At 72.6% G+C, this 20,908-nt stretch carries 19 protein-coding genes and 3 pseudogenes; 7 read left to right on the top strand and 15 right to left on the bottom strand.

The window, feature by feature from the left end:
• Positions 1–8: 8 nt before the first annotated feature.
• The 5 genes from O7627_RS13840 to O7627_RS13820 all read left to right on the top strand — a co-directional run bounded on the left by O7627_RS13840 (position 9) and on the right by O7627_RS13820 (position 4,514).
• A complete protein-coding gene (locus O7627_RS13840; RefSeq protein WP_278093911.1) occupies positions 9–584 on the top strand; it encodes a thiamine pyrophosphate-dependent enzyme in 576 nt (191 codons plus the stop codon).
• A 38-nt stretch (positions 585–622) separates the two neighbouring features.
• Complete coding sequence (locus O7627_RS13835; RefSeq protein WP_278093910.1) at positions 623–2,134, top strand: aldehyde dehydrogenase family protein; 1,512 nt, start codon at positions 623–625, stop codon at positions 2,132–2,134.
• A complete protein-coding gene (locus O7627_RS13830) occupies positions 2,131–3,081 on the top strand; it encodes an NAD(P)-dependent oxidoreductase (protein WP_278093909.1) in 951 nt (316 codons plus the stop codon). Before O7627_RS13835 ends, O7627_RS13830 begins: the two co-directional genes overlap by 4 nt.
• Positions 3,081–3,515 (top strand): carboxymuconolactone decarboxylase family protein, encoded by a 435-nt coding sequence (locus tag O7627_RS13825; RefSeq protein WP_278093908.1) that lies wholly within the window; start codon positions 3,081–3,083, stop codon positions 3,513–3,515. The genes O7627_RS13830 and O7627_RS13825 overlap by 1 nt, the downstream gene beginning before the upstream one ends.
• A gap of 114 nt (positions 3,516–3,629) precedes the next feature.
• Positions 3,630–4,514, top strand: coding sequence for a septum formation family protein (locus O7627_RS13820; protein ID WP_278098278.1), 885 nt, complete (start codon positions 3,630–3,632; stop codon positions 4,512–4,514).
• A 58-nt stretch (positions 4,515–4,572) separates the two neighbouring features.
• Here the strand turns inward: O7627_RS13820 and O7627_RS13815 are convergent, their stop codons facing one another.
• Complete coding sequence (locus tag O7627_RS13815) at positions 4,573–6,027, bottom strand: TIR domain-containing protein (protein ID WP_278093907.1); 1,455 nt, start codon at positions 6,025–6,027, stop codon at positions 4,573–4,575.
• A gap of 96 nt (positions 6,028–6,123) precedes the next feature.
• Between O7627_RS13815 and O7627_RS13810 the strand changes: the two genes are divergently transcribed.
• On the top strand, positions 6,124–6,465 hold the full coding sequence (locus O7627_RS13810) for a metalloregulator ArsR/SmtB family transcription factor (RefSeq protein WP_278093906.1): 342 nt from the start codon (positions 6,124–6,126) through the stop codon (positions 6,463–6,465).
• Between the two features lie 30 nt (positions 6,466–6,495).
• Positions 6,496–6,990, top strand: a complete 495-nt coding sequence (locus O7627_RS13805) for an SRPBCC domain-containing protein (protein WP_278093905.1) — start codon at positions 6,496–6,498, stop codon at positions 6,988–6,990.
• A gap of 38 nt (positions 6,991–7,028) precedes the next feature.
• On the opposite strand, the pseudogene O7627_RS37195 reads toward O7627_RS13805, so the two are convergent.
• The 14 genes and pseudogenes from O7627_RS37195 to O7627_RS13740 form a co-directional block, all read right to left on the bottom strand.
• Positions 7,029–7,646, bottom strand: a pseudogene (locus O7627_RS37195) (RsmB/NOP family class I SAM-dependent RNA methyltransferase); the annotation flags it as partial.
• A gap of 135 nt (positions 7,647–7,781) precedes the next feature.
• Positions 7,782–8,537: pseudogene (locus O7627_RS37190) on the bottom strand (transcription antitermination factor NusB); the annotation flags it as partial.
• A gap of 344 nt (positions 8,538–8,881) precedes the next feature.
• Positions 8,882–9,796: pseudogene (gene fmt, locus O7627_RS13795) on the bottom strand (methionyl-tRNA formyltransferase); the annotation flags it as partial.
• 3 nt (positions 9,797–9,799) lie between these two features.
• Positions 9,800–10,363 (bottom strand): peptide deformylase, encoded by a 564-nt coding sequence (gene def, locus O7627_RS13790; RefSeq protein WP_278093904.1) that lies wholly within the window; start codon positions 10,361–10,363, stop codon positions 9,800–9,802.
• A 115-nt stretch (positions 10,364–10,478) separates the two neighbouring features.
• The gene (locus O7627_RS13785) at positions 10,479–11,465 is read right to left on the bottom strand and encodes an AAA family ATPase (RefSeq protein ID WP_278093903.1); all 987 of its coding nucleotides are present in this window, start codon (positions 11,463–11,465) and stop codon (positions 10,479–10,481) included.
• 139 nt (positions 11,466–11,604) lie between these two features.
• Entirely contained in the window at positions 11,605–13,539 is a 1,935-nt protein-coding gene (locus O7627_RS13780) for a primosomal protein N' (protein WP_278093902.1), read from the bottom strand.
• A gap of 59 nt (positions 13,540–13,598) precedes the next feature.
• The gene (gene metK / locus O7627_RS13775) at positions 13,599–14,792 is read right to left on the bottom strand and encodes a methionine adenosyltransferase (protein ID WP_278093901.1); all 1,194 of its coding nucleotides are present in this window, start codon (positions 14,790–14,792) and stop codon (positions 13,599–13,601) included.
• Positions 14,793–14,899: 107 nt separating this feature from the next.
• Positions 14,900–16,150 carry a bifunctional phosphopantothenoylcysteine decarboxylase/phosphopantothenate--cysteine ligase CoaBC gene (gene coaBC / locus O7627_RS13770; RefSeq protein ID WP_278093900.1) on the bottom strand — a complete coding sequence of 417 codons (1,251 nt, stop codon included), beginning with the start codon at positions 16,148–16,150 and terminating at the stop codon, positions 14,900–14,902.
• 38 nt (positions 16,151–16,188) lie between these two features.
• Complete coding sequence (gene rpoZ, locus O7627_RS13765) at positions 16,189–16,452, bottom strand: DNA-directed RNA polymerase subunit omega (RefSeq protein ID WP_101366725.1); 264 nt, start codon at positions 16,450–16,452, stop codon at positions 16,189–16,191.
• A 21-nt stretch (positions 16,453–16,473) separates the two neighbouring features.
• Complete coding sequence (locus tag O7627_RS13760) at positions 16,474–17,046, bottom strand: guanylate kinase (RefSeq protein ID WP_278093899.1); 573 nt, start codon at positions 17,044–17,046, stop codon at positions 16,474–16,476.
• An 89-nt stretch (positions 17,047–17,135) separates the two neighbouring features.
• On the bottom strand, positions 17,136–17,453 hold the full coding sequence (mihF, locus tag O7627_RS13755; RefSeq protein WP_278093898.1) for an integration host factor, actinobacterial type: 318 nt from the start codon (positions 17,451–17,453) through the stop codon (positions 17,136–17,138).
• Between the two features lie 171 nt (positions 17,454–17,624).
• Complete coding sequence (gene pyrF, locus O7627_RS13750) at positions 17,625–18,467, bottom strand: orotidine-5'-phosphate decarboxylase (protein ID WP_278093897.1); 843 nt, start codon at positions 18,465–18,467, stop codon at positions 17,625–17,627.
• A gap of 74 nt (positions 18,468–18,541) precedes the next feature.
• Positions 18,542–19,852 carry an adenosylmethionine--8-amino-7-oxononanoate transaminase gene (locus O7627_RS13745; RefSeq protein WP_278098276.1) on the bottom strand — a complete coding sequence of 437 codons (1,311 nt, stop codon included), beginning with the start codon at positions 19,850–19,852 and terminating at the stop codon, positions 18,542–18,544.
• A gap of 14 nt (positions 19,853–19,866) precedes the next feature.
• Positions 19,867–20,880 carry a quinone-dependent dihydroorotate dehydrogenase gene (locus O7627_RS13740; RefSeq protein WP_278093896.1) on the bottom strand — a complete coding sequence of 338 codons (1,014 nt, stop codon included), beginning with the start codon at positions 20,878–20,880 and terminating at the stop codon, positions 19,867–19,869.
• Between the last annotated feature and the right edge of the window lie 28 nt (positions 20,881–20,908).

The raw sequence follows: 20,908 nt of genomic DNA, 5'->3' as shown, positions 1-20,908 counted from the left end.
GAGACGCGATGAATCGGCGGGACGTGGTCGATCGGCTGCTCGGGGACGCGAGTGAGCTGCTTGTCGTCACCGGCCTGGGCAACGCCGCGAACGACGTGGCCGCCCTGACCGACCAGGGCGCCAACGTGTTCGCGATGGACGGCGTGATGGGGGCGGCCGTCTCGGTCGGCCTGGGGCTGGCGCTCGCCCAGCCGGACCGGCGGGTGCTCGTCGTCACCGGCGACGGCGAGCTGCTGATGAACGTCGGCGCGCTGGCCACGGTCGCCGTGCAGCGGCCGGCGAACCTCGGGGTGCTCTGCCTGGACAACGGCAGCTACGAGCTGACCGGCGGCCAGGCCACCCACACCGCGCACGGGGCCGACCTGGCGGCGATGGCACTGGCGGCCGGCTTCCCGGCCGCCACCACGGTCCGCCAGCCGGCGGAGCTGGCCGCCGCCGGGGCGCTGCTGCGCGGCGACGGGCTGGCGTTCGTCCGGGTGTTGGTGGCCCCCGGGAACACCCCGTACGACCGGTTGGACCGCAACGGGGAGAGCATCCGGCTGCGGTTCCGGCGGGCCCTCGCCGGCGACGAGCGGCTCGGATAGCGGCCCTTCGGGCCCGGACATCGACAGGCGGAGGGGTGATGACGGCGACACGGCGGACCGCAGGCAGGCAGGACCGGCGGATGCTCATCGACGGCGAGTGGGTCGCCGGCACGGGCGACTGGATCGAGGTACGCGACCCGTACTCGGGTGACTGCTGGGCGCGGGTGCCGGAGGCAACTCCGGAGCAGGTCGACGCGGCGGTGGCGGCGGCGGGGCGGGCGTTGCGGGAGGGGCCCTGGCCGGCGTTGACCCCGACCGCGCGAGCCGGTGTCCTGCGCCGGTTCGCCGAGGTCGTCGCCCGCGAGGCCGATGAGCTGACCACCCTGCAGGTGCGGGAGAACGGCAAGGCGATCCGGGAGCAGGCCGCGCAGACCCGGGGACTCGCCGCGCATCTGGCGTTCTTCGCCGGGGTGGCCGAGGACATCTGCGGCCGGACCATCCCGATGGGCGCCGAGGACCTGGCCTACACGGTGCGTGAGCCGGTCGGCGTGGTCGCCGCCCTGACCCCGTGGAACAGCCCGCTGAGTCTGCTGGTGTGGAAGCTCGCGCCGGCGCTGGCGGCCGGGAACACCATGGTGATCAAGCCGTCGGAGATTTCCCCGGTCTCCACCCTGCGGTTCGTGGAGCTGGCCGCCGAGGCCGGCGTCCCACCGGGGGTGCTCAACGTGGTGACCGGCGCGGCCGGGGCCGGCGCGGTGCTGGCCGGTCACCCCGACGTGGACCGGATCGCGTTCACCGGCTCCACCGCCGCCGGCCAGGCCGTCGCCCGGGCCGCGGCCGACTCGCTGGCCCGGTACTCGCTGGAGCTGGGTGGCAAGTCGGCGAACCTGGTCTTCGCCGACGCCCGGCTGGACGCCGCGATCGAGGGGGTGGTCGGCGGGATCTTCGCCGCCGCCGGCCAGAGCTGCGTGGCCGGTTCCCGGGTGCTGGTCGAGTCGTCGGTGTATGACGAGTTCGTCGAGCGGCTGGTGGCCCGCACCGGGCGGATCCGGCTCGGTGACCCGATGGACTGGGAGACCGAGGTGGGCACCATCTCCTGCCGGCGGCAGTACGACAACGTGCTGGCCCGCATCGAGGCCGGCCGGCGGGAGGGCGCCACGCTGCTGGCCGGCGGCGGTCCGACCGGCGATGCCGGCGACGGGTTGTTCGTCGCACCGACGATCTTCGGCGACGTCGAGAACGACATGCGGATCGTCCAGGAGGAGATCTTCGGGCCGGTGGTCTGCGTACAGCGGTTCGAGACCGAGGAGCAGGCCGTGGCGCTGGCGAACAGCACCCCGTTCGGGCTGGCCGCCGGGGTCTGGACCGACGACGTCCGGCGGGCGCACCGCCTCGCCCGGCGGTTGCGGGCCGGCACGGTCTGGGTCAACACCTACCGCCGCACCTCGCACCTGACGCCGTTCGGCGGGCGGGGTCTCAGCGGCGTCGGCCGGGAGAACGGGCGCGACGCAGTGGACGAGTACACCGAGGTGAAGACGGTGTGGCTGGGGCTCGGTGCCGGGCTCGGCGACCCGTTCAACCCGTTCGCAGGACAGGAGTCGACACGATGAGGGTGCTGTTCGTCGGACTGGGCGCCATGGGTACGCCGATGTCGCGACACCTGGCCGAGGCCGGTCACGACCTGGTCCTGTGCGACCTGCGCGCCGAACAGGCCGACCGGCTGGCCGGCGAGTACGGCGCGACGTCGGTGCCGCTCGCCGGGGTGGACGAGGTGGCCGGCGCGGTCGACGCGGTGATTCTGATGCTGCCCGACTCCCCCGCCGTGGAGGCCGTGCTGGCCGGTGGGGACCGGGGCGGGCTGTTCGCCGGTCTGGCCCCCGGCTCGCTGGTGATCGACATGAGCTCGGCCTCCCCCACCTCGACCGTGGAGCTGGCCGCCCGGGCCGCCGAGCGAGGGCTGCTGATGCTGGACGCGCCGGTCTCCGGCGGGGTGGCCCGCGCGCAGACCGCGGAGCTGGCCATCATGGTCGGCGGCGAGCCCGAGGCGGTCGAGCGGGCCCGGCCGCTGCTGGACGCCCTCGGCTCGACCACCCACGTCGGGCCGGCCGGCGCGGGCCACGCGATGAAGGCCCTGAACAACCTGCTGTCGGCGATCGGCCTGGTGGCGGCCTCGGAGGTGCTGGCCATCGGGACCAGGTTCGGCCTGCAGCCGCAGGTGATGCTCGACGTGCTCAACTCCTCCACCGGCGGCAACCACGCGACCCGGGTCAAGATGGCCCGCTACGTGCTGTCCCGATCGTTCGACGCCGGGTTCTCCCTCCAGCTCATGGTCAAGGACCTGCGCACCGCGCTCGACCTGGCGCAGGAGACCGGCACTCCGACGCCCGTGGCGGCGGCGTGTCTGCAGGAGTGGACCGCGGCCCGGCGGACCCTGCGCGGCGACGCCGACCACACCCACATCGCCGCGTACGTCGAGGCCCGTTCCGGGATCGAGTTCCACGCACCACCCGCGGATACCCCCACCGGCACACCATCTTCAGATCGAGAGGCCAGCTGATGACCGTTCAGGACACCTCACCGCCGGACGAGCGGCAGGAGTACATCGACGCGATGGCCCGCAGCCGCGGGTACGTGCTCAACTATCACAAGATCATGGCGAAGCACGACTACGAGACGTTGAAGGCCGCCAACGAGATGGTGCACGCCGCGTACCTCAAGGAGCGCACCCTCGACCGGCGGACCAAGGAACTGATCTTCATCACCAGCCTCACCGTGATCCGGGCGCCGAAGAGCCATATCCAGAGCCACATCCGGGTCGCCCTGGAGCTCGGCCTCTCGCCGACCGAGATCCTGGAGGCGATCGAGATCGCGCTGCCGGAGGCGGGGGTGGTCGCCTTCCAGTGTGGCTTCGACGCCTGGGCCGAGGTGGTGGGCGCGGACGGCATCGAACCAACGGTGGAGGCCTTCAACGCCAGCGCAAGCTCCGAGTAACCGTTGGCGAGGATGCAGTAAGCTCCTCGGCCGACGGCCCGCCGCCGCCCGCCGGCGACCCGGTCGGAGCCGTCGGCAGACACGGGGAGGACGGATCCGATGGCACGTCGGTTGCTGACCGCGTTGACCCTGGCCGGCGTGGCCGCGCTGGCCCTGACCGGTTGCGGGACGCCGGCCGGGGTGGACGGCGACCTCACCGACGACTGGGCTCCCGTCGCCGAACCGGTCGCCCTGGTACCGCAGGCCGGTGACTGTCACCCGCGGTTCGAGGAGGTCGGCTACCTGCACTCCTACGAGCCGGTGGACTGCGGGCAGTCGCACAAGGCCGAGACGGTGCATGTCGGCACCTTCACCGGCGCCGACGCCGGCCTGCCCGCGCCGCCGCAGCCCGGCTCGCCGGGCATGAAGACCGCCCGGGCGGACTGCGAGAAGCGGATCAACGACACGCTCGGCGCGCCCTGGCGCAGCGGGCCGATGGCGGTCCAGGTGGTACTGCCGTCGCCGCAGGGGTGGAGCGGTGGGGCCCGCTGGTACCGCTGCGACGTGGGCCAGATCCGCAGCCTGGACGACGAGGACCTGGTCATCCGCACCGGCAGCCTCAAGGGCGCGCTCGGCGACTCGTCCGACATCCGGTACGGCTGTTTCCAGACCACCCTGGTCGACGGCGACATCACCGAGATGAAGCCGGTCGCCTGCACCGAGAAGCACAAGGCCGAGTTCGTCGGGGTCTGGGACGCGCCGGCCGGCAGCTACTCGGCGTTCAGCGGCGACAAGGAGCGGCAGAACCGGGCCTGCCGGAAGCTGGTCGCCGGTTACGCGAAGGTCCCCGACGACGGCAACCTGCGGTACCGGACCGGCACGATCGTCTACCCGCCGAGTCCGGAGGACTGGGAGAACGGCAGCCGGGGCATGAAGTGCTTTCTCTGGTCGAGCGACAAGGACCTGACCCGGTCGATGAAGGGCGCCGGCACCGCCGGCCTGCCCATCAACTACGCCTGACGCGGGGCCGCACCGCCGACGACGCAGGGCGACGCGGACGACCCGTGATCATGAGCTTCTAGTCGACGATGGCCGTTATCAACTGCGCGATCGAGGATGACCAGTCGTCCGAAAAGTCGAGATGGTGTATCTGCTCCAGCGTCTCGCCAGCTCCGATCGGATACTTCGGGATCTCACACTGATCAAGTGTGATCGGGATGAACCAACGGCGTGCCCGGGGGCGACGACGCAGTTGCTCCACCGCGAGCAGCAACTCCTCGTTCATGTACGTGCTCGTTCGATTTGAGTAGGCACGCGAGAAGAATGCAAGGAAGTAGTCACCCTCGGAGATCGCATCCTTGATGGTGTCCGCCCACCGATCGCCGACCTTGAGGTGGGTCCGATCCATCCAGACATCTATTCCCACCATGCGAAGCGCATCGGCGATCTTGACGACCGCCGCCAGATCTTCGCGGACATAGGACAAGAATGCACGCCGCTTGACGACCATGTCGATCGGCCTCACCAGTTCACCCTGGAAGGCAATCAGTCCGTTCTGTCGCTGCTGCGGGTCCATCACCGGAAGCCGACATTCGGAACCGGTCACCACACTGGCCAACCGTTCATAGACAGCGAGCAACGTACCCGGTTGCCCCGGCAGTTCCACAAAAGCCGCAAGCAGCTCGCCATAGCCGTAAGGTTTCTTGAACGGAACTGCGATCGAGGGCCAGTAGTCGTTTACGCTGGCAACCCCAGAGTCTTCGACCATGCGGTCGAAGCGCTGCCTGATGTAGCTCTGCGAGTTGTTGCGGAGGTGAGCGATGTCGTCTTCATCGACCCGCATCGGTACGGGAAGCAGGCGCAGTGGCCGCTGCGCGAGTTGACGAACAGAAGCGGCCACGGCGGCCGCACCATCGATGCTCTGTCGATTCATGAGGAAGCAGAACAACACGTCATCCGGCAGCGCGACGGCACATATGCCCGCCGTGTCCGAAGTGCCCGTGCGGCTGTCGACGAGTATGAAGTCGTAATGCTCTCGCATGCTGCACTTGAGCGCTTCGATGAACTTGTGCCCGCCGTACCGCTCCCAGAAGCTGTCCCAGTCAAATCTGCTCACCCGGGCCGAGTAGGCCGAGTCCTGACGTCCGGGTGGTAGAAAGTCGAGCTTTCCGCCGCCCGGAAACTCCCAATCCAGAGTAACCACGTACTCAAGTACCTGGGCCAGCCCTTCAATCACCTTCTCATCGGAGAAGGCGACGTCGTCGCGGGCGGCCTTGTAGCAACGGTCGAGCAGGTCGATGACGCCGCTGGAACTTATCTGGTCCTTGTCCCCGAGAAAGGGGTAGAAGTAGCGATGCAGACCTGGTGAGTCGAGGTCCCAGTCAACGGCCAGTACCCGCCTGCCGGTGCTCGCCAGGATCCACGCGACATTCGCCAGCGCCATGGTCCGCCCGACGCCGCCCTTGTATGAGTAGAAGGTAATGATCTTGCCGTCCCGCCGGGCCTCGACGCCCTCGCGCCCGCGATCCGTCATGCATCCAAGGTAGTACCGCCGGGCACATTCCTGGCCGGGCACGGTGCTGGCCGGCTGCCTTGCACCCCGCCACGCTGCCGACTAACGTACAACCACATGGTTGTAGGTGAGCTGGCGCCGCCGGACGCCGACCGGGTCTTCCAGGCTCTGGCCGACGCCACCCGTCGCGACATCATCGCCCGGGTGATCCGCGGCGAACAGTCCGTGTCGTCGCTGGCGCGGCAGTTCCCGATCAGCTTCGCGGCGGTGCAGAAGCACGTCGCCGTGCTGGAACGGGCGGCGTTGATCACCAAGGAGAAGCGCGGGAGGGAACAGATCGTACGCGCCGACGTGACGGTCCTTCGCCAGGCGACCCGGCTGCTTGAGGCCTACGAGCGGCTCTGGCGCGACCGGGTTCGGGCTATCGACCAGATCCTGGCCGAGGACCACGCAAGCTAGACGAACGAGACAGGAAGAGGTGGCACCGTCATGCCCGTCATCAGCTCCGAACGCGACACCGAGTCATTGACCTTCACCTTCGTCGCCGAGTTCGACGCCAAGCCGGACCGGGTCTGGCAGGTCTGGCAGGATCCGCGCCAACTGGAGCGCTGGTGGGGTCCGCCCGGCTGGCCGGCGACCTTCGACCGGCACGAGTTCGAGGTCGGCGGTGCTGTCAGGTACCACATGACCGGGCCGGACGGTGAGAAGGCGCCCGGCTGGTGGACGATCACCGCGATCGACCCGCCGCATCGGCTGGAATTCGACGACGGCTTCGCCGGGGACGACGGCGAACCACTCGACGTCAAGGACAGCACCCACGCCGTCGTCACCCTCAAGGAGATCGACTCCGGCACCCGGATGACGCTGGTCTCCACGTTCACCAGCGTCGAGCAACTGGAGAACATGGCCGCGATGGGCATGGAGGAAGGCCTGCGGCAGGCGATCAACCAACTCGACGCCCTGTTCGCCGACTCCACGAGCTGACCTTTCGCGCCGGACCGGGTCGGGACCGCGCGGGTCCGCTACCCGGTGGCCGCCCGGTCCTGGCCCGGTCCGGTGCGGCGCAGCAACGCCAGGAACATCGCGTCGGTGCCGTGCCGGTGCGGCCAGAGCTGCACCGTCGGTCCGTCGCCGAGGCCCGGCATCCCCGGCGGCAGCAGCGGCCGCGCGTCCACAAAATCCACCGGTACGCCGCTACGGCGGGCCGCCTCGGTCACCGTCACGTGGGTCTCCACGGTGTGCGGGGAGCAGGTCACGTAGCCGACCACCCCACCGGGGCGGACCGCCCGCAGCGCGGCGGCCAGGAGTTCCCGCTGCAGGCGGGTCAGCGGCGGCAGGTCCGAGGGCTGTCGCCGCCAGCGGGACTCCGGCCGGCGGCGCAGCGAGCCCAGCCCGGTACACGGCGCGTCGACGAGAACGCGGTCGAAGCCGCCCTCGGGCAGACTCGGTTCCCGGCCCACCGCCCGGCCGTCGGCCGTCAGCACGGTGACCGGCAGACCGCGGACGGCCTGGGAGACCAGTCGGGCCCGGTGTTCGGCGACCTCGACAGCGGTCAGCCGGGCACCGCGCTGCGCGGCGAGCGCACCGAGCAGCCCCGCCTTGCCGCCCGGCCCGGCGCAGAGGTCAAGCCACCGGCCATCCCGCCCCGCCACGATGCGGTCCCCGGGCTTACCGTCACCCGACGCACCGGCGCCCGAGCCGCCACCGCCCGCAGCACCGTCACCCGGCGCACTGTCGTCCGGGGGGCCGTCGCCCGGCCCGTTGGCGTACGGTGCGCCGTCCAGGGGGGCGTTGGCCAGCGCGATCGCCACCAGTTGGGAGCCCTCGTCCTGCACGTGCGCGCGGCCGTCGGCCAACGCCGCCAGCTCACCGGGCGCCCCGCCGGCCAGGTAGACGGCGTACGGCGAAAAGGCCCCCGGCGCGCCGCCGACCTGGTCGGCCAGCTCCACCGGGTCAGCCCGCCCCGGCCGGGCACAGAGGTGCACCGGTGGGCGTTCGTTGTTCTCGATCAGCAGTCGGGTGGTCTCCGCGAGGTCCCCGCCGAGCGCCTCGGCGAAGGACCTGACAATCCACTGTGGATGGCTGTGGGCCAGGGCCAGATGGCCGACCGGGTCGGCATCGTAGGCCGGAGTCAGTTTGGCGATCCAGGTGTCGATATCCTTGCCGGCGATCTCCCGCAGGACCGCGTTGGCGAAGCCGGTGGCGCCCGGCGCCACCGCGCGGACCAGGTCCACCGTGGACGACACGGCCGCGTGCGGTGGCACCCGGGTGTGCAGCAGCTGATAGGCGCCCAGCCGCAGCGCGTCGCGGGCCGGCGGGTCGATCCGGTCGACCTCCCGGCCGGCCGCCGAAGCCAGGATGGCGTCCAGGGTGCCCCGGTGCCGCAGCGTGCCGTAGGTCAGCTCGGTGGCGAAGGCGGCGTCCCGCCCGTGCAGCCGCATCTCCCGCAGGATGTTCGGCAGCACCAGGTTCGCGTACGCGTCGTCGCGATGCACGGCCGCGATCGCCTCGTACGCCGCCTGCCGGGGCAGATCGGCGGCCCGCCGGTCGGGCCGGCCGCCGGCCCGGTCCGGCCGCCCATCGCGAGCCCGGTCCGGCCGGCCATCGCGGGCACGATCGGGCCGGCCATCGCGGGCCCGGTCCGGCCGCCCATCGCGGGTACGATCGGGCCGGCCATCGCGGGCCCGGTCCGGCCGGCCGTCGTGGCCACGGGCGGAGGGCTGCCCACGGTCGAACCGACCGGAGCGGTCCGGCTGGTCGGGACGGCCGCGACTACCCGCCGGCGTCTGCGTCACGCGGACCGCTCCCCCTCGCCAGACCGGCCGCCATCGCCAGACCGGCCGCCATCGCCGGGTGGTACGTCATCGCCGAAGCTCTCGCCGCTGGCCACCCGGGCGCCGCGGGCCCAGTCGGGGCCCGGCATCGCCCGCTTGCCGGCCGCCCGGACCTCGCCGAGCGCCACCGTGGTGGTGGCCGTGCCGACCAGCACCCGGCCCCGCTCGACGAAGAGCTCACCCGGTTTGAGGTCGGGGCCGTCGGCCACCGGTCGGACCGGTCCCAGCTTGATCCGGTCCCCGCGGAAGGTGCTCCAGGCGCCAGGTGCGGGGGTGCAGGCGCGGATCCGGCGATCCACCGCGAAGGACGGGTCGGTCCAGCGGACCCGGGCGTCCTCGACGGTCAGCTTCGGCGCCAGCGACACCCCGTGGGCCGGCTGCGGTTCGGCCCGGGCGGTGCCCGCCTCGATCGCGTCGAGCACCGCGGTGAGCAGCCCGGCACCCGAGGCGGCGAGCCGGTCGAGCAGGTCACCGGCGGTGTCGGTGGCGCGGACCTCGTCGGTGACGGTGCCGAAGACCGGGCCGGTGTCCAGGCCGGCCTCCAACTGGAAGACGCTGGCCCCGGTCAACTGGTCGCCGTGCAGCACGGCGTGCTGCACCGGTGCCGCGCCGCGCCAGGCCGGCAGCAGGGAGAAGTGCAGATTGATCCAGCCGTGCCGGGGGATCTCCAGCGCGACCGGTGGCACCAGCGCTCCGTAGGCGACCACCGGGACGCAGTCCGGTGCCAGGTCGCGCAGCCGGTCGAGGAACTCCGGCTCGCGGGGGCGCTGCGGGGTCAACACCTCGACGCCGTGTTCCTCGGCCCAGGCCCCGACCGGAGAGCGGACCAGGTTACGGCCACGGCCGGCCGGCGCGTCCGGGCGGGTGACCACGGCGACCAGTTCGTGGCCGCTGTCGTGCAGGGCGGCCAGGGCGGGCAGCGCGACGGCCGGCGTACCGGCGAAGACCAGGCGCACCCGCTACCGCCCCAGCCCGAACGGATCCGCGGTGACCCGGTGCGGGCTGAGCTTCACCACCGGCGGGGCCGCCTGGTCATACCAGTCGGCCTCCCGGATGGCCTTCATCGCCGCCTTGCGGGCGGCCGGGTCGAGCCGGTCCACGAAGAGCACCCCGTCGAGGTGGTCGGTCTCGTGCTGGACGCAGCGGGCCAGCAGACCGGTGCCGACGACCTGCATCGGGTCGCCGTAGGAGTTGTAGCCCTTCGCCACCACGTTCATCCGGCGCTTGGTGTCGAAGTGCAGCCCGGGAATCGAGAGGCAGCCCTCGGGACCGTCCTGTTCCTCCTCGTCGGGGAACTTCAGCACCGGGTTGACCAGATGACCGAGCACGTCGTCGACCTCGAAGGTGAAGACCCGGACACCGACGCCGAGCTGCGGGGCGGCGAGTCCGGCGCCACCCTGTTCGCGCATCGTGTCGGTGAGGTCGGCGACCAGCCTGCGCAGCTCGGCGTCGAAGTCGACCACCGGCTCGGCCGGTGTACGCAGCACCGGGTCGCCGAACAGGCGGATGGGCTGGACGGTCACGCGGACGGACTCCTTCGGGCGGGCGGGACGATCTGCCGTACCAGTCTACGGAGTCCGCGGGCAGCGACCACCGCCCCAGGGCGTGCCCCGCTCGGCGCGGCCCGGTGCCGGGACGCTAGGCGCCGACGCCGCCGGGCTCGCCCGCCAGCACCGCGTCGCCGGGCTCCAGCACGTGCGCGGGCACCGGCAGCCGGATGTTGTGCGCGGCCTCCCAGTCGCAGATCGTGCTCAGCCCGACCTCGGAGCGGAAGTAGTCGATCGCGTTCAGGCCGCCGACCACCGGCTCGGTGCCCTCCGCGACCAGCCGGCCCGGCACCACCTTGAAGCCGCCGCGCAGCGCGGCGGAGAGCCGCTGGTGGCCGTCGACCACGAAGAAGTGCTCACCGGTGTAGCCGATGTGCAGCGGCTCCAGGGCCTCCTCACCGGCCTGCTCGACCTTGGTGACGAAGTCGGAGTCCCAGCCCTCCCGCAACGCCTGGATCTCCTGGGTGGGGAAGATCCGGCCCGGGTCGAGCAGCAGCAGCGGCGGGGCCTGGCGCAGGATCTCCGCCGCGAACCGGCCCTCGAAGGCGGCGATCACGTGTTCCACCACCTCGTCCGCGGACGCCCGGGTGGAGTCACAGATCAGGTCGTAGTTGCGCAGCTTCGCCTTGTCCACGCCGTACCGGAGGATGAACCGTCCGCGCTCGCTCTCGCTGCGCTCGCGCAGCTTGGTGCGGGCCTCCTCGACCGAGGTGTAGCTCTCGGCCGGACCGGACGGCCGTTCGAGCACCCGCCGGGCGGCCTCGGACGGCTCGGTGATCATGTGCACCTTGAGGGCGTGGGTGAAGAAGTGCCAGGCCAGCCGGCTGTCCACGATCAGCTGCTCGCCGGAGTCGGCGATGTCCTGCTGCAACTGGTCGACGTAGCCGTCCACGGCCTGGTCCAGCTCGGCATGCAGATTGAGCTGCAGGGCGGTCATCTGGCGTTGCTGAGCCATCTCCCGATAGAGGTCGCCGACGCTCACCCGGCGCAGGCCGAGCCGTCGGGACAACTCCTTCGAGACCGTGCTCTTGCCGCTCCCGAGATCACCGTTCAGGACAATCGACTGACGAACGGTCACGACTCACTCATTCCCTGCTCGCGCGCGGTTGGTCAGCGCCGCGTCCCGCAGACGTCAGCATGAGGCCGGATGCTACCACGCAAGCCGCGCCGAACCATCAGAACCGCAGGTCACCGGCCTGGGACAGCCGGTAATCGGATCAGAACAGCGCCAGCGGATCGACCTGGATCCGGACCGGTTCGGCGGCCTTGCGGGCGGTCCGCACGGCGGCCGCGGAGTGCAGGGCGGCCGCCAGCGGGGCCGCCCGGGCGCGCGGCACCCGGACCAGCATCCGCTCCTGGTCCGGCCCGGCCGGCACCGGACCGAGCAGCTCCGCGCCGGCCGGCAGCCGGGCGGCGGCCAGCAGGTCGGCGACCGCCTCGGCGGTCCCGGTCAGGCTGGCCATCCGGGCCGCCGGCGGGAACCCGAGTTCCCGGCGCTCGGCCAGCTCCCGGGTGGCGAACCAGCCGGGGTCCCAGCGCAGCAGCGCCTGCACCGGGGCCAGCGAACCGTCCGCGACCACCACCACCCGGCCACCGGCGGCCGCCGGCCGGGCCAGCGCCGCCGCGGTCAGCCACCGGCGCAGCGCCTCCTCCCCGGCGCGCAGGTCGGCCCGGGTCAACAGGGCCCAGGAGTCGAGCAGCAGCACCGCCCCGTACCCGCCCTCGGCGACCGGTTCGGCGCCCGGAGTGGCGATCACCAGCCCCGCCCCGCCGGGCACCCGGGGCAGCACCTCCTCGCGGCCGGAGGTCCGCACGGGCGTGTCGGGAAAGGCACGTCCCAACTCCTCGGCGGTGCGGCGGGCGCCGACCACGGAGGCCCGCAGCCGGCGGCCGGCGCAGTGCGGGCAGGTGTATCCGACCGCGACCCGGCCGCACCAACGGCAGGCCGGCACGGCCCGCGCCGAGGTCAGCGCGAGCGGACCGGCACAGTGCGGGCAGCGGCCCGGGGTACGGCAGTCGGCGCAGGCCACCGCCGGCAGGTAACCGCGCCGGGGAACCTGCACCAGCACCGGGGTCTGGTCGCGCAGCGCGGCGCGGGCGGCCTCCCAGGCCAGGCTGGGCAACCGGGCGGTGGCCGCCGCCGGGTCGCGGGCCAGCTGCGGGTCGTCGCCGGTCGGCGTCACCCGGGGGGTACGCGCCCGGACCGTCTCCCGGTCGGCGGCGATCTCCCGCGCCCAGCCGGTCTCCAGCAGCAGTTGGGCCTCGGCGGTCCGGCTGTGCCCGGCGACCAGCACGGCCGCGTCGGCGAGCCGGGCCCGGGTCAGCAACACGTCCCGGGCGTGCGGGTACGGCGCCCGCGGTTCGGCGTGCAGGTCGTCGCCGTCGTCCCAGATCACCACCAGGCCGAGCCGGCGCACCGGGGCGAACATCGCCGCCCGGGTACCGATCACCACCGGTACCGATTCGCGGCTGGCGGCGAGAAACGCCCGGTACCGGCGGGCCGGCCCGAGCGCGGCCGACAACGTCACATGCCGGCCGGGACCGAGGACTGCGGTGAGGGCGGCGTCCAGCCGATCCAGGTCCCGGGCGTCCGGTACGACCACCACCGCGCCCCGGTCCGCGGCGACGGCGGCGGCCACCGCCTCGGCCAGCCGGGCCGGCCACTCCTCCCCTGCCAGCGCGGACCAGACCGCCCGGGGCGCCCGGCCGGCGGCCAGCGCCCGCAGGAACGCCGCCCCGGCGGGGTAGCTCCCCCAGCCGGCCGGCCCGGCAGAGCTGGGCGGCGGCGCTGCTGGTGTCTCGGCGGCGGGACAGTCCGCGGCGGCCGGGGCGGACTCGCGTTCGACCCGGGCGTGTCGGGGCGGCACCGCCAGCCGGAGCACGTCGGCGAGGCTGCCGGCGTACCGGTCGGCGACGGCGCGGGCCAGGGTGCGGACCTCGGCGGTGAGGACCCGTTCGGGCGAGACCACCTTGTCGAGGTAGGTGAGCTTGCCGGGGTGCTCCGAGGAGCCGGCCCGGGCCAGCAGCCAGCCGGCGACCAGCTGACCGGCGAACCGGACCCGGACCCTGGTCCCGGGCTGGGCCGCCTCGTCCCACTCGGCCGGGACCAGATAGTCGAAGGGCCGGTCCAGGTGGGCCAGCGGTACGTCCACACAGACGCGAGCGACCGGCAGCCCTGCGGCGGGCTGCCGGTCGCTGTTCTTGCCGCTGGTCAGGCTCCCGCTGCCGACTTGAGGTCGGCGGCGCGGTCGGTGTTCTCCCAGGTCAGGTCCGGCAGCTCCCGGCCGAAGTGGCCGTACGCGGCGGTCTGCTGGTAGATCGGGCGGAGCAGGTGCAGGTCCCGGATGATGGCGGCCGGGCGCAGGTCGAAGACCTCGCTGATGGCCTTCTCGATCCGCTCCACCGGCGCGTTCTCGGTGCCGAAGGTCTCCACGAAGAGGCTCACCGGGTGCGCCTTGCCGATCGCGTACGCGACCTGCACCTCGCACCGCTCGGCCAGCCCCGCCGCCACCACGTTCTTCGCCACCCACCGGGTCGCGTACGCCGCGGAGCGGTCCACCTTGGACGGGTCCTTGCCGGAGAAGGCGCCGCCGCCGTGCCGGGCGTAGCCGCCGTAGGTGTCCACGATGATCTTCCGGCCGGTCAGGCCGGCGTCACCCATCGGGCCGCCGATCTCGAACCGGCCGGTCGGGTTCACCAGCAGCCGGTAGCCCTCGGTGTCCAGGCCCAGCCCCTCCACCTCGGGGGCGATGACGTGCTCGCGCACGTCGGGGGTGAGCAGCGACTCCAGCGAGATGTCGGCGGCGTGCTGGCTGGAGACCACCACGGTGTTCAGCCGCACCGGGCGCAGCCCGTCGTACTCGATGGTGACCTGCGTCTTGCCGTCCGGGCGCAGGTAGGGGATCGTGCCGTCCTTACGGGCCGCCGACAGCCGGCGGGCCAGCCGGTGGGCCAGGGCGATCGGCAGCGGCATCAGCTCGGGGGTCTCGGAGCAGGCGAAGCCGAACATCATGCCCTGGTCGCCGGCGCCCTGCGCGTCCAGCGCGCTCTCCGAGGACCCGGAGCGCAGCTCGATCGCGCTGTCGACACCCTGGGCGATGTCCGGCGACTGCGAGCCGATCGACACGCTCACCCCGCAGGACGCCCCGTCGAAGCCCTTCTTCGACGAGTCGTAGCCGATGCCGAGAATCGTCTCCCGGACGATCGCCGGAATGTCGGCGTACGCCTTTGTGGTCACCTCGCCCGCGACATGCACCTGCCCGGTGGTGATCAGGGTTTCGACCGCGACCCGGCTGCGCGGGTCCTGGGTCAGCAGGGCGTCGAGGATGCCGTCGCTGATCTGGTCAGCGATCTTGTCCGGGTGGCCCTCCGTGACCGACTCGGAAGTGAACAAGCGACGTGCCACGGTGCTCCTAAGAACTCGAAGATTGGTTGGGCGGCAGTGTAGTCACTGCGGTCCGATCCGCTGACCGTCGGTCACCGGTCGGACCAGGTCCGCCGCGTGCTGCCTCATCATGTGCTGCTTAAGCGCGTTACTACCAGATCCCACACCCGGTCGGCGAGCCCTTCCTTGGATTGCTCCGGAAATGCCTGCCGCGAGCCGTCCGCCCCCAGCACCGTCGCGGTGTTGTGGTCGGCGCCGAAGACCCGGTCCGGGCCGACCTCGTTGACCACGATCAGGTCGGCCCCCTTGCGGGCCAGCTTGGCCCGGGCGTTGGCCTCCGCGTCGGCGGTCCGGGCGGTTTCGGCGGCGAAGACCACCAGCACCTGGCCGGCCCGGCGGCGCTGCCCCAGCTCGGCCGCGATGTCGGGGTTGGTGACCAGTTCGATCACCGGGGCCGCGCCGTGGTCCGACTTCTTGATCTTCTGGTCGGCGTACCGGGCCGGCCGGAAGTCGGCCGGTGCCGCCGCCATCACCACCGCGTCCGCCTCGGCGGCGGCGGCCAGGGTGGCCTGCCGCAACTCCTCGGTGGTGCCGACCCGGACCAGCTCCGCGCCGGCCGGATCGGGCAGGGTGACGTTCGCCGCGATCAGGGTGACCTGGGCGCCGCGGGCGGCGGCGGTGCGGGCGAACGCGTAGCCCTGCTTGCCGGAGGAGCGGTTGCCGAGGAACCGGACCGGGTCGAGCGGTTCGCGGGTGCCGCCGGCGGTCACCACCACCCGCCGGCCGGTCAGGTCCCGCGGCGCGGCGCCGCCCCGGGCCAGCACCCCGCGGGCGACGGCGAAGATCTCGGCCGGGTCGGGCAGCCGGCCCCGGCCGGTGTCGGCGCCGGTCAGTCGGCCGCTGGCCGGTTCGATCACCAGCACCCCCCGGCCGCGCAGGGTGGCCACGTTGGCCACCGTGGCCGGGTGTTCCCACATCTCGGTGTGCATGGCCGGGGCCAGCAGCACCGGGCAGCGGGCGGTCAACAGGGTGTTGGTGAGCAGGTCGTCGGCGAGTCCGTGCGCGGCCTTGGCGAGCAGGTCGGCGGTGGCCGGGGCCACCACCACCAGGTCGGCCCGCTGGCCGAGCCGCACGTGCGGTACCTCGTGCACGTCCGACCAGACCTCGTCCGCGACCGGCTGGCCCGACAGTGCGGCCCAGGTCGGCGCGCCGACGAACCGCAACGCGGACGCGGTCGGCACCACCCGGACCCGGTGCCCCGACTCGGTGAAGAGCCGGAGCAGTTCGGCGGCCTTGTACGCCGCGATGCCCCCGCCCACGCCGAGTACGACGGAAGCCTCGCCTGCGGCGGACGCCTCGGGAGCCGCGGTGGTCGTCATTGGACGACGGGCTCCGTCATCGGCTGGCCGGCCCGGGACTACGGCTGGTCGGTCGGCTCGGCGGTCAGCAGGCCGGCGTTGATCTCGCGCATGGCGATCGACAGCGGCTTCTCCTGCGGCGTGGTCTCCACCAGCGGCCCGACGTACTCCAGCAGACCCTCGCCGAGCTGGCTGTAGTAGGCGTTGACCTGACGGGCCCGCTTGGCCGCGAAGATCACGAGCGCGTACTTGGACGTGGTCTTCTCAAGCAACTCGTCGATCGGCGGGTTGGTGATGCCTTCGGGACTGGCGATGGATCCCACGGGAGGTAACCTCTGCGTCTCTCACCCGGCGGCCGGGGGCCGGCCGGTGGTCTCCGGCTCGGCCGGGACCGGATACTCGGCCGGGACCGGAAATGAACAACCGACGAAGTCTATCAGTTCGCCGGCGGCGACCTCCGCCAGGTGGTTGACCACCACCGCGTCGCAGCCGCCGTGCGGGTCGTGGCCGTCCGGGGCCACCCGCTCGGCCGGGCCGGCGAGCCGGACCAGTCGGGCCTGCGGCATGGCCGTGCGGACCTGCCGGGCGCCCGCCGGGTCGGTGCGCAGCAGCACCGGCCGCCCGGCCCGCAGCCGGGCCTGCACCGCCGTCCGGGACGTCCCGTAGAGGTGCCCGCCGATCTCGGTCCACTCCAGCAACCGGCCGGCGGCCCGCAGCCGCTCGAACTCGGCCCGGTCGACGAAGTGGCGCTGCGCACCCTCGGGCTCGGACGGTCGCCGTGGCCGGGTCGTCAGCGGAACCGACAACCACAGCAACGGCGAACGCGCCCGGATCAGCTCGATCACGCTCATCACTCCGACCCCGGAGGAGGCGGCGATGACCGTGAGCCGAGCTGCCGGGCGCGCGTCGTGACGCATCTTTCTCCATCCGCCACCCCCGCGGCAACGAGGGCGGCGGCCTACCTTGTGCTAACTACCCACGGCTCGTTTCTACCCGGAGCCGTGGGCTAATTTCCGGAAAACTCGCCGAGCAGCGCCTTACGCTGCTGCTCGCCGAGGCCACGGAGGCGACGGCTGTCGGCGATCTTGAGCTTCTCCATGATCTGGGTGGCTCGGATCTTGCCGATACCCGGCATCGCCTGCAGCACGGCCGAAACCTTCAGCTTGCCGACGACATCGTCCCCCTCCGCTCGGTCGAGGACGGCGGCGAGGGTGGTCTTGCCCTGCTTGAGCTGCTCCTTCAGCTCAGCGCGGGCTTTGCGGATCTCCGCAGCCTTCTCCAGCGCGGCTGCGCGCTGCTCGGGGCTCAGTGACGGGAGCGGCACCAGTTCTCCTCAGGTCCCTATCGCGACGGGCGGAACGCACCGCCGCATCTGTGAAACGTGGTGTGGCTGGGAACCAAAGGGGTACACGGTTCCCAGCGCCGGGAAAACTAGCGGTCAACGGAGCTTTCGGCAACGTGGGCGCGCCATGATCACTTGAGCGTGATCGGCGAATTACTCAGGGCCGATGCTCAGCGCGGCCCGACAGTCGGCCGACGCGCGGTCGGCCGCAGCCCGCAACGCATCGCCGTCGGGACCCTCTTCGAGCACCTCCCGGGAGTACGACGGGAGCACTCCCGAAAGGTTTCGGCCGAACACCACGCGCAGGTCGGCGGCCGTCGCGCCCTGTGCTCCGAGTCCCGGCGACAGGATCGGGCCGCCCAGTCGAGACATGTCGTGGCCGGTGTCGCCGATCGTGGCACCGACCACCAGCCCGAAGCTGCCCAACGGCGTCGCACCCCCGTTGAGCTGGGAAATCTCATCGATGACGGTCTGCGCCACGGTCCGGCCGTCGGCGGTTCGCGCGTGCTGGACGCTCGGCCCCTCGGGATTCGAGGTGAGCGCGAGGACGAACACGCCGCCACCGTGAGCAACGGCCGTGTCGAACATCGGTGCCAGCGAGCCGACTCCCAGGTAGGGGCTCGCGGTGATCGCGTCGACATACAGCGGGCTGGATGGATCGAGGTAGGCGCGCGCGTACGCGGTCACCGTCGAGCCGACGTCGCCGCGTTTGACGTCGAGCAGAACGAGCACGCCGGCCTCGCGCAACTGTCGGATAGTTGACTCAAGTATTTCCAAACCGCGAGATCCGAAACGTTCGAAGAATGCGGATTGCGGCTTTACCACCGCGAGCCGATCGCCGAGCGCCTCGACGAAGATGCGGCAGAACCGGTCCACTCCCGCCGGGTCGTCGGGCAGCCCCCACCGGTCCAGCAGCGACGGATGCGGATCGATCCCGACACAGAGCGGACCGCGCTCGGCCATCGCCCGGTGCAACCGGATCCCGAAGCTCTCCACCGTGCTCCTCCTTCCGGCCGCGGCGACGTCACCGCGGCCCTCGCCGGGCGCCGGGCGGATCCCGGGACGCCCCGTCAGGCCGCCGCCGCGGCGGCCCCCATCGCGGCCGCGATCCGGGCCAGATCGGCGTCGTCGGTCAGGTACGGCGGCATCGCGTAGATCAGGTCCCGGAACGGCCGTAGCCAGACGCCGTGCGCCACCGCCGCCGCCGTCGCGGCGGCGACGTCCACCGGCCGGTCCAGCTGCACCACGCCGATCGCGCCCAGCACCCGGACGTCGATCACCCCGGTGGCGCCCCGCAACGGCGCCAGACCGGCCGACAGCCCGGCGGCCACCCTCGCCACCTCCGCCGGCCAGTTTCCGGCCCGCAGCAGGCCGATGGAGGCGTTCGCGACCGCGCAGGCGAGCGGATTGCCCATGAAGGTGGGTCCGTGGGCCAGCACCCCGGTGCGGGAGATACCCGCCGCGATCTGCGGCGTGCACAGCGTCGCGGCCAGGCTCAGGTAGCCGCCGGTGAGCGCCTTGCCCACGCACAGCACGTCCGGTGCGACGTCGGCGTGCTCGGCGGCGAAGAACGTGCCGGTGCGGCCGAACCCGGTGGCGATCTCGTCGAAGATCAGCGCGATGTCGTGCTCCCGGGTCACCTCCCGCAGCACCCGCAGGTAGTGCGGGTGGTGGAACCGCATCCCGCCGGCCCCCTGCACCACCGGTTCCACGATCACCGCCGCCACCGTGTCGGCGTGTCGGGACACGGTCTCCGCCAGGGTGGTCGCGTACCCTTCGTCCACAACGGAATCAAACCCGTTCGGGGGCGGGTCGGTGAAGATCTGCCGGGGCAACACCCCGGTCCAGAGCCGGTGCATGCCCCCGTCCGGGTCGCAGACGCTCATCGGATGGAAGGTGTCCCCGTGGTAACCGCCCCGCCAGGTGGCCAGCCGGTGCCGCTGCGGCCGACCCCGACCGCGCTGGTACTGCAGTGCCATCTTCACCGCGACCTCGACCCCGACCGAGCCGGAGTCGCAGAGGAAGACGTGTTCCAGACCGGGTGGCGCCAGCTCGACCAGGGTGCCCGCCAGCCGGACGGCCGGCTCGTGGGTGAGGCCACCGAACATCACATGGCTCATCCGGCCGGCCTGCTCGGCCAGCGCGGCGTCCAGCACCGGATGCCGGTAGCCGTGGATGGCCGCCCACCACGACGACATCGCGTCGACCAGCTCCCGGCCGTCGGCCAGCCGCAGCCGGACCCCGGCGGCGCTCGTCACCAGGTACGGGTCGACGGTGGCGGGCATCGGCGCGTACGGGTGCCAGACGTGCCGCCGATCGGCGGCGAGGACCGCCTCCGGGGTGGGGAACGGACCCGACGGGCCGGCCGGGCCGGGGTCCACCGTCGGGCCGCCGCTCACGGCCGGGCCGCCAGGGCCGCCGCCCGGACCAGGCCGGGACCCCGGTAGATCAGCCCGCTGTAGAGCTGCACCAGGCTCGCGCCGGCGTCCAGCAGCGCGGTCGCGTCCGCCGGGTCGAGGATGCCGCCCACCCCGATCACCGGCAGCCGGCCCCCGGTCTCCCGGGACACGAACGCCACCACCTGCCGGGCCCGGGCCGTCAACGGACGGCCGGAGAGCCCGCCCGCCTCGGTCCCCCGGGGCTCGTCGACCGGCGCCAGCCCGGCCCGGCCGAGGGTGGTGTTGGTGGCGATCACGCCGGCCGCGCCGCGGGCCAGGCAGACCTCCAGCAGGTCGGCGATCGCCGCCTCGGTCAGGTCCGGCGCGATCTTCACCAGGATCGGCTTCTCCCCGACCAGCGCCGCGAGCAGCGCGTCGAGATGGTCCCGGTCCTGCAGCTGGCGCAGCCCGGGGGTGTTCGGCGAGGAGACGTTCACCGCGAAGTAGTCACCGAACCCGCGCAGCGCGCGGTAGGAGGCGAGATAGTCCTCCACCGCGTCGGCCAGCGCGGTCACCTTGGACTTGCCCAGCGAGATGCCCAGCGGCACCCCGAGCGGCCGGTCCAGCGCGGCGAGCCGCCCCGCCAGGGCCGCCGCGCCGGCGTTGTTGAAGCCCATCCGGTTGATCACCGCCGTGCTGGCCGGCAGCCGGAACAGCCGCGGCCGGGGGTTGCCCGGCTGCGGGTGCGCGGTGACGGTGCCGACCTCCACGAAGCCGAACCCGAGCGCCGGCCAGGCCGGCAGCGCCGCGCCGTCCTTGTCCATGCCGGCCGCCAGGCCGACCGGATTGGGGAACTCGACCCCGAAGACGGTCCGCGGGGCGGCCACGGCGTACCGCGCCCGCAGGGCGGCCAGCAGCGCCGGCCGCCCGGACAGCGCGGCCAACCGGCGCAGGGTCCACTCGTGGGCGGCCTCGGCATCCCCGGCACCGAGCCGGAACAGCGCCGGCCGCACCGCCCGCTCGAAGATCACGACAGCCGACCCCCGCCGGCCCGGCCGG

Origin of the sequence: Solwaraspora sp. WMMD1047 (assembly GCF_029626155.1) — a bacterium.
In the GTDB taxonomy this organism is placed as follows: domain Bacteria; phylum Actinomycetota; class Actinomycetes; order Mycobacteriales; family Micromonosporaceae; genus WMMD1047.
This window is presented reverse-complemented; position numbering and strand designations above follow the sequence as displayed.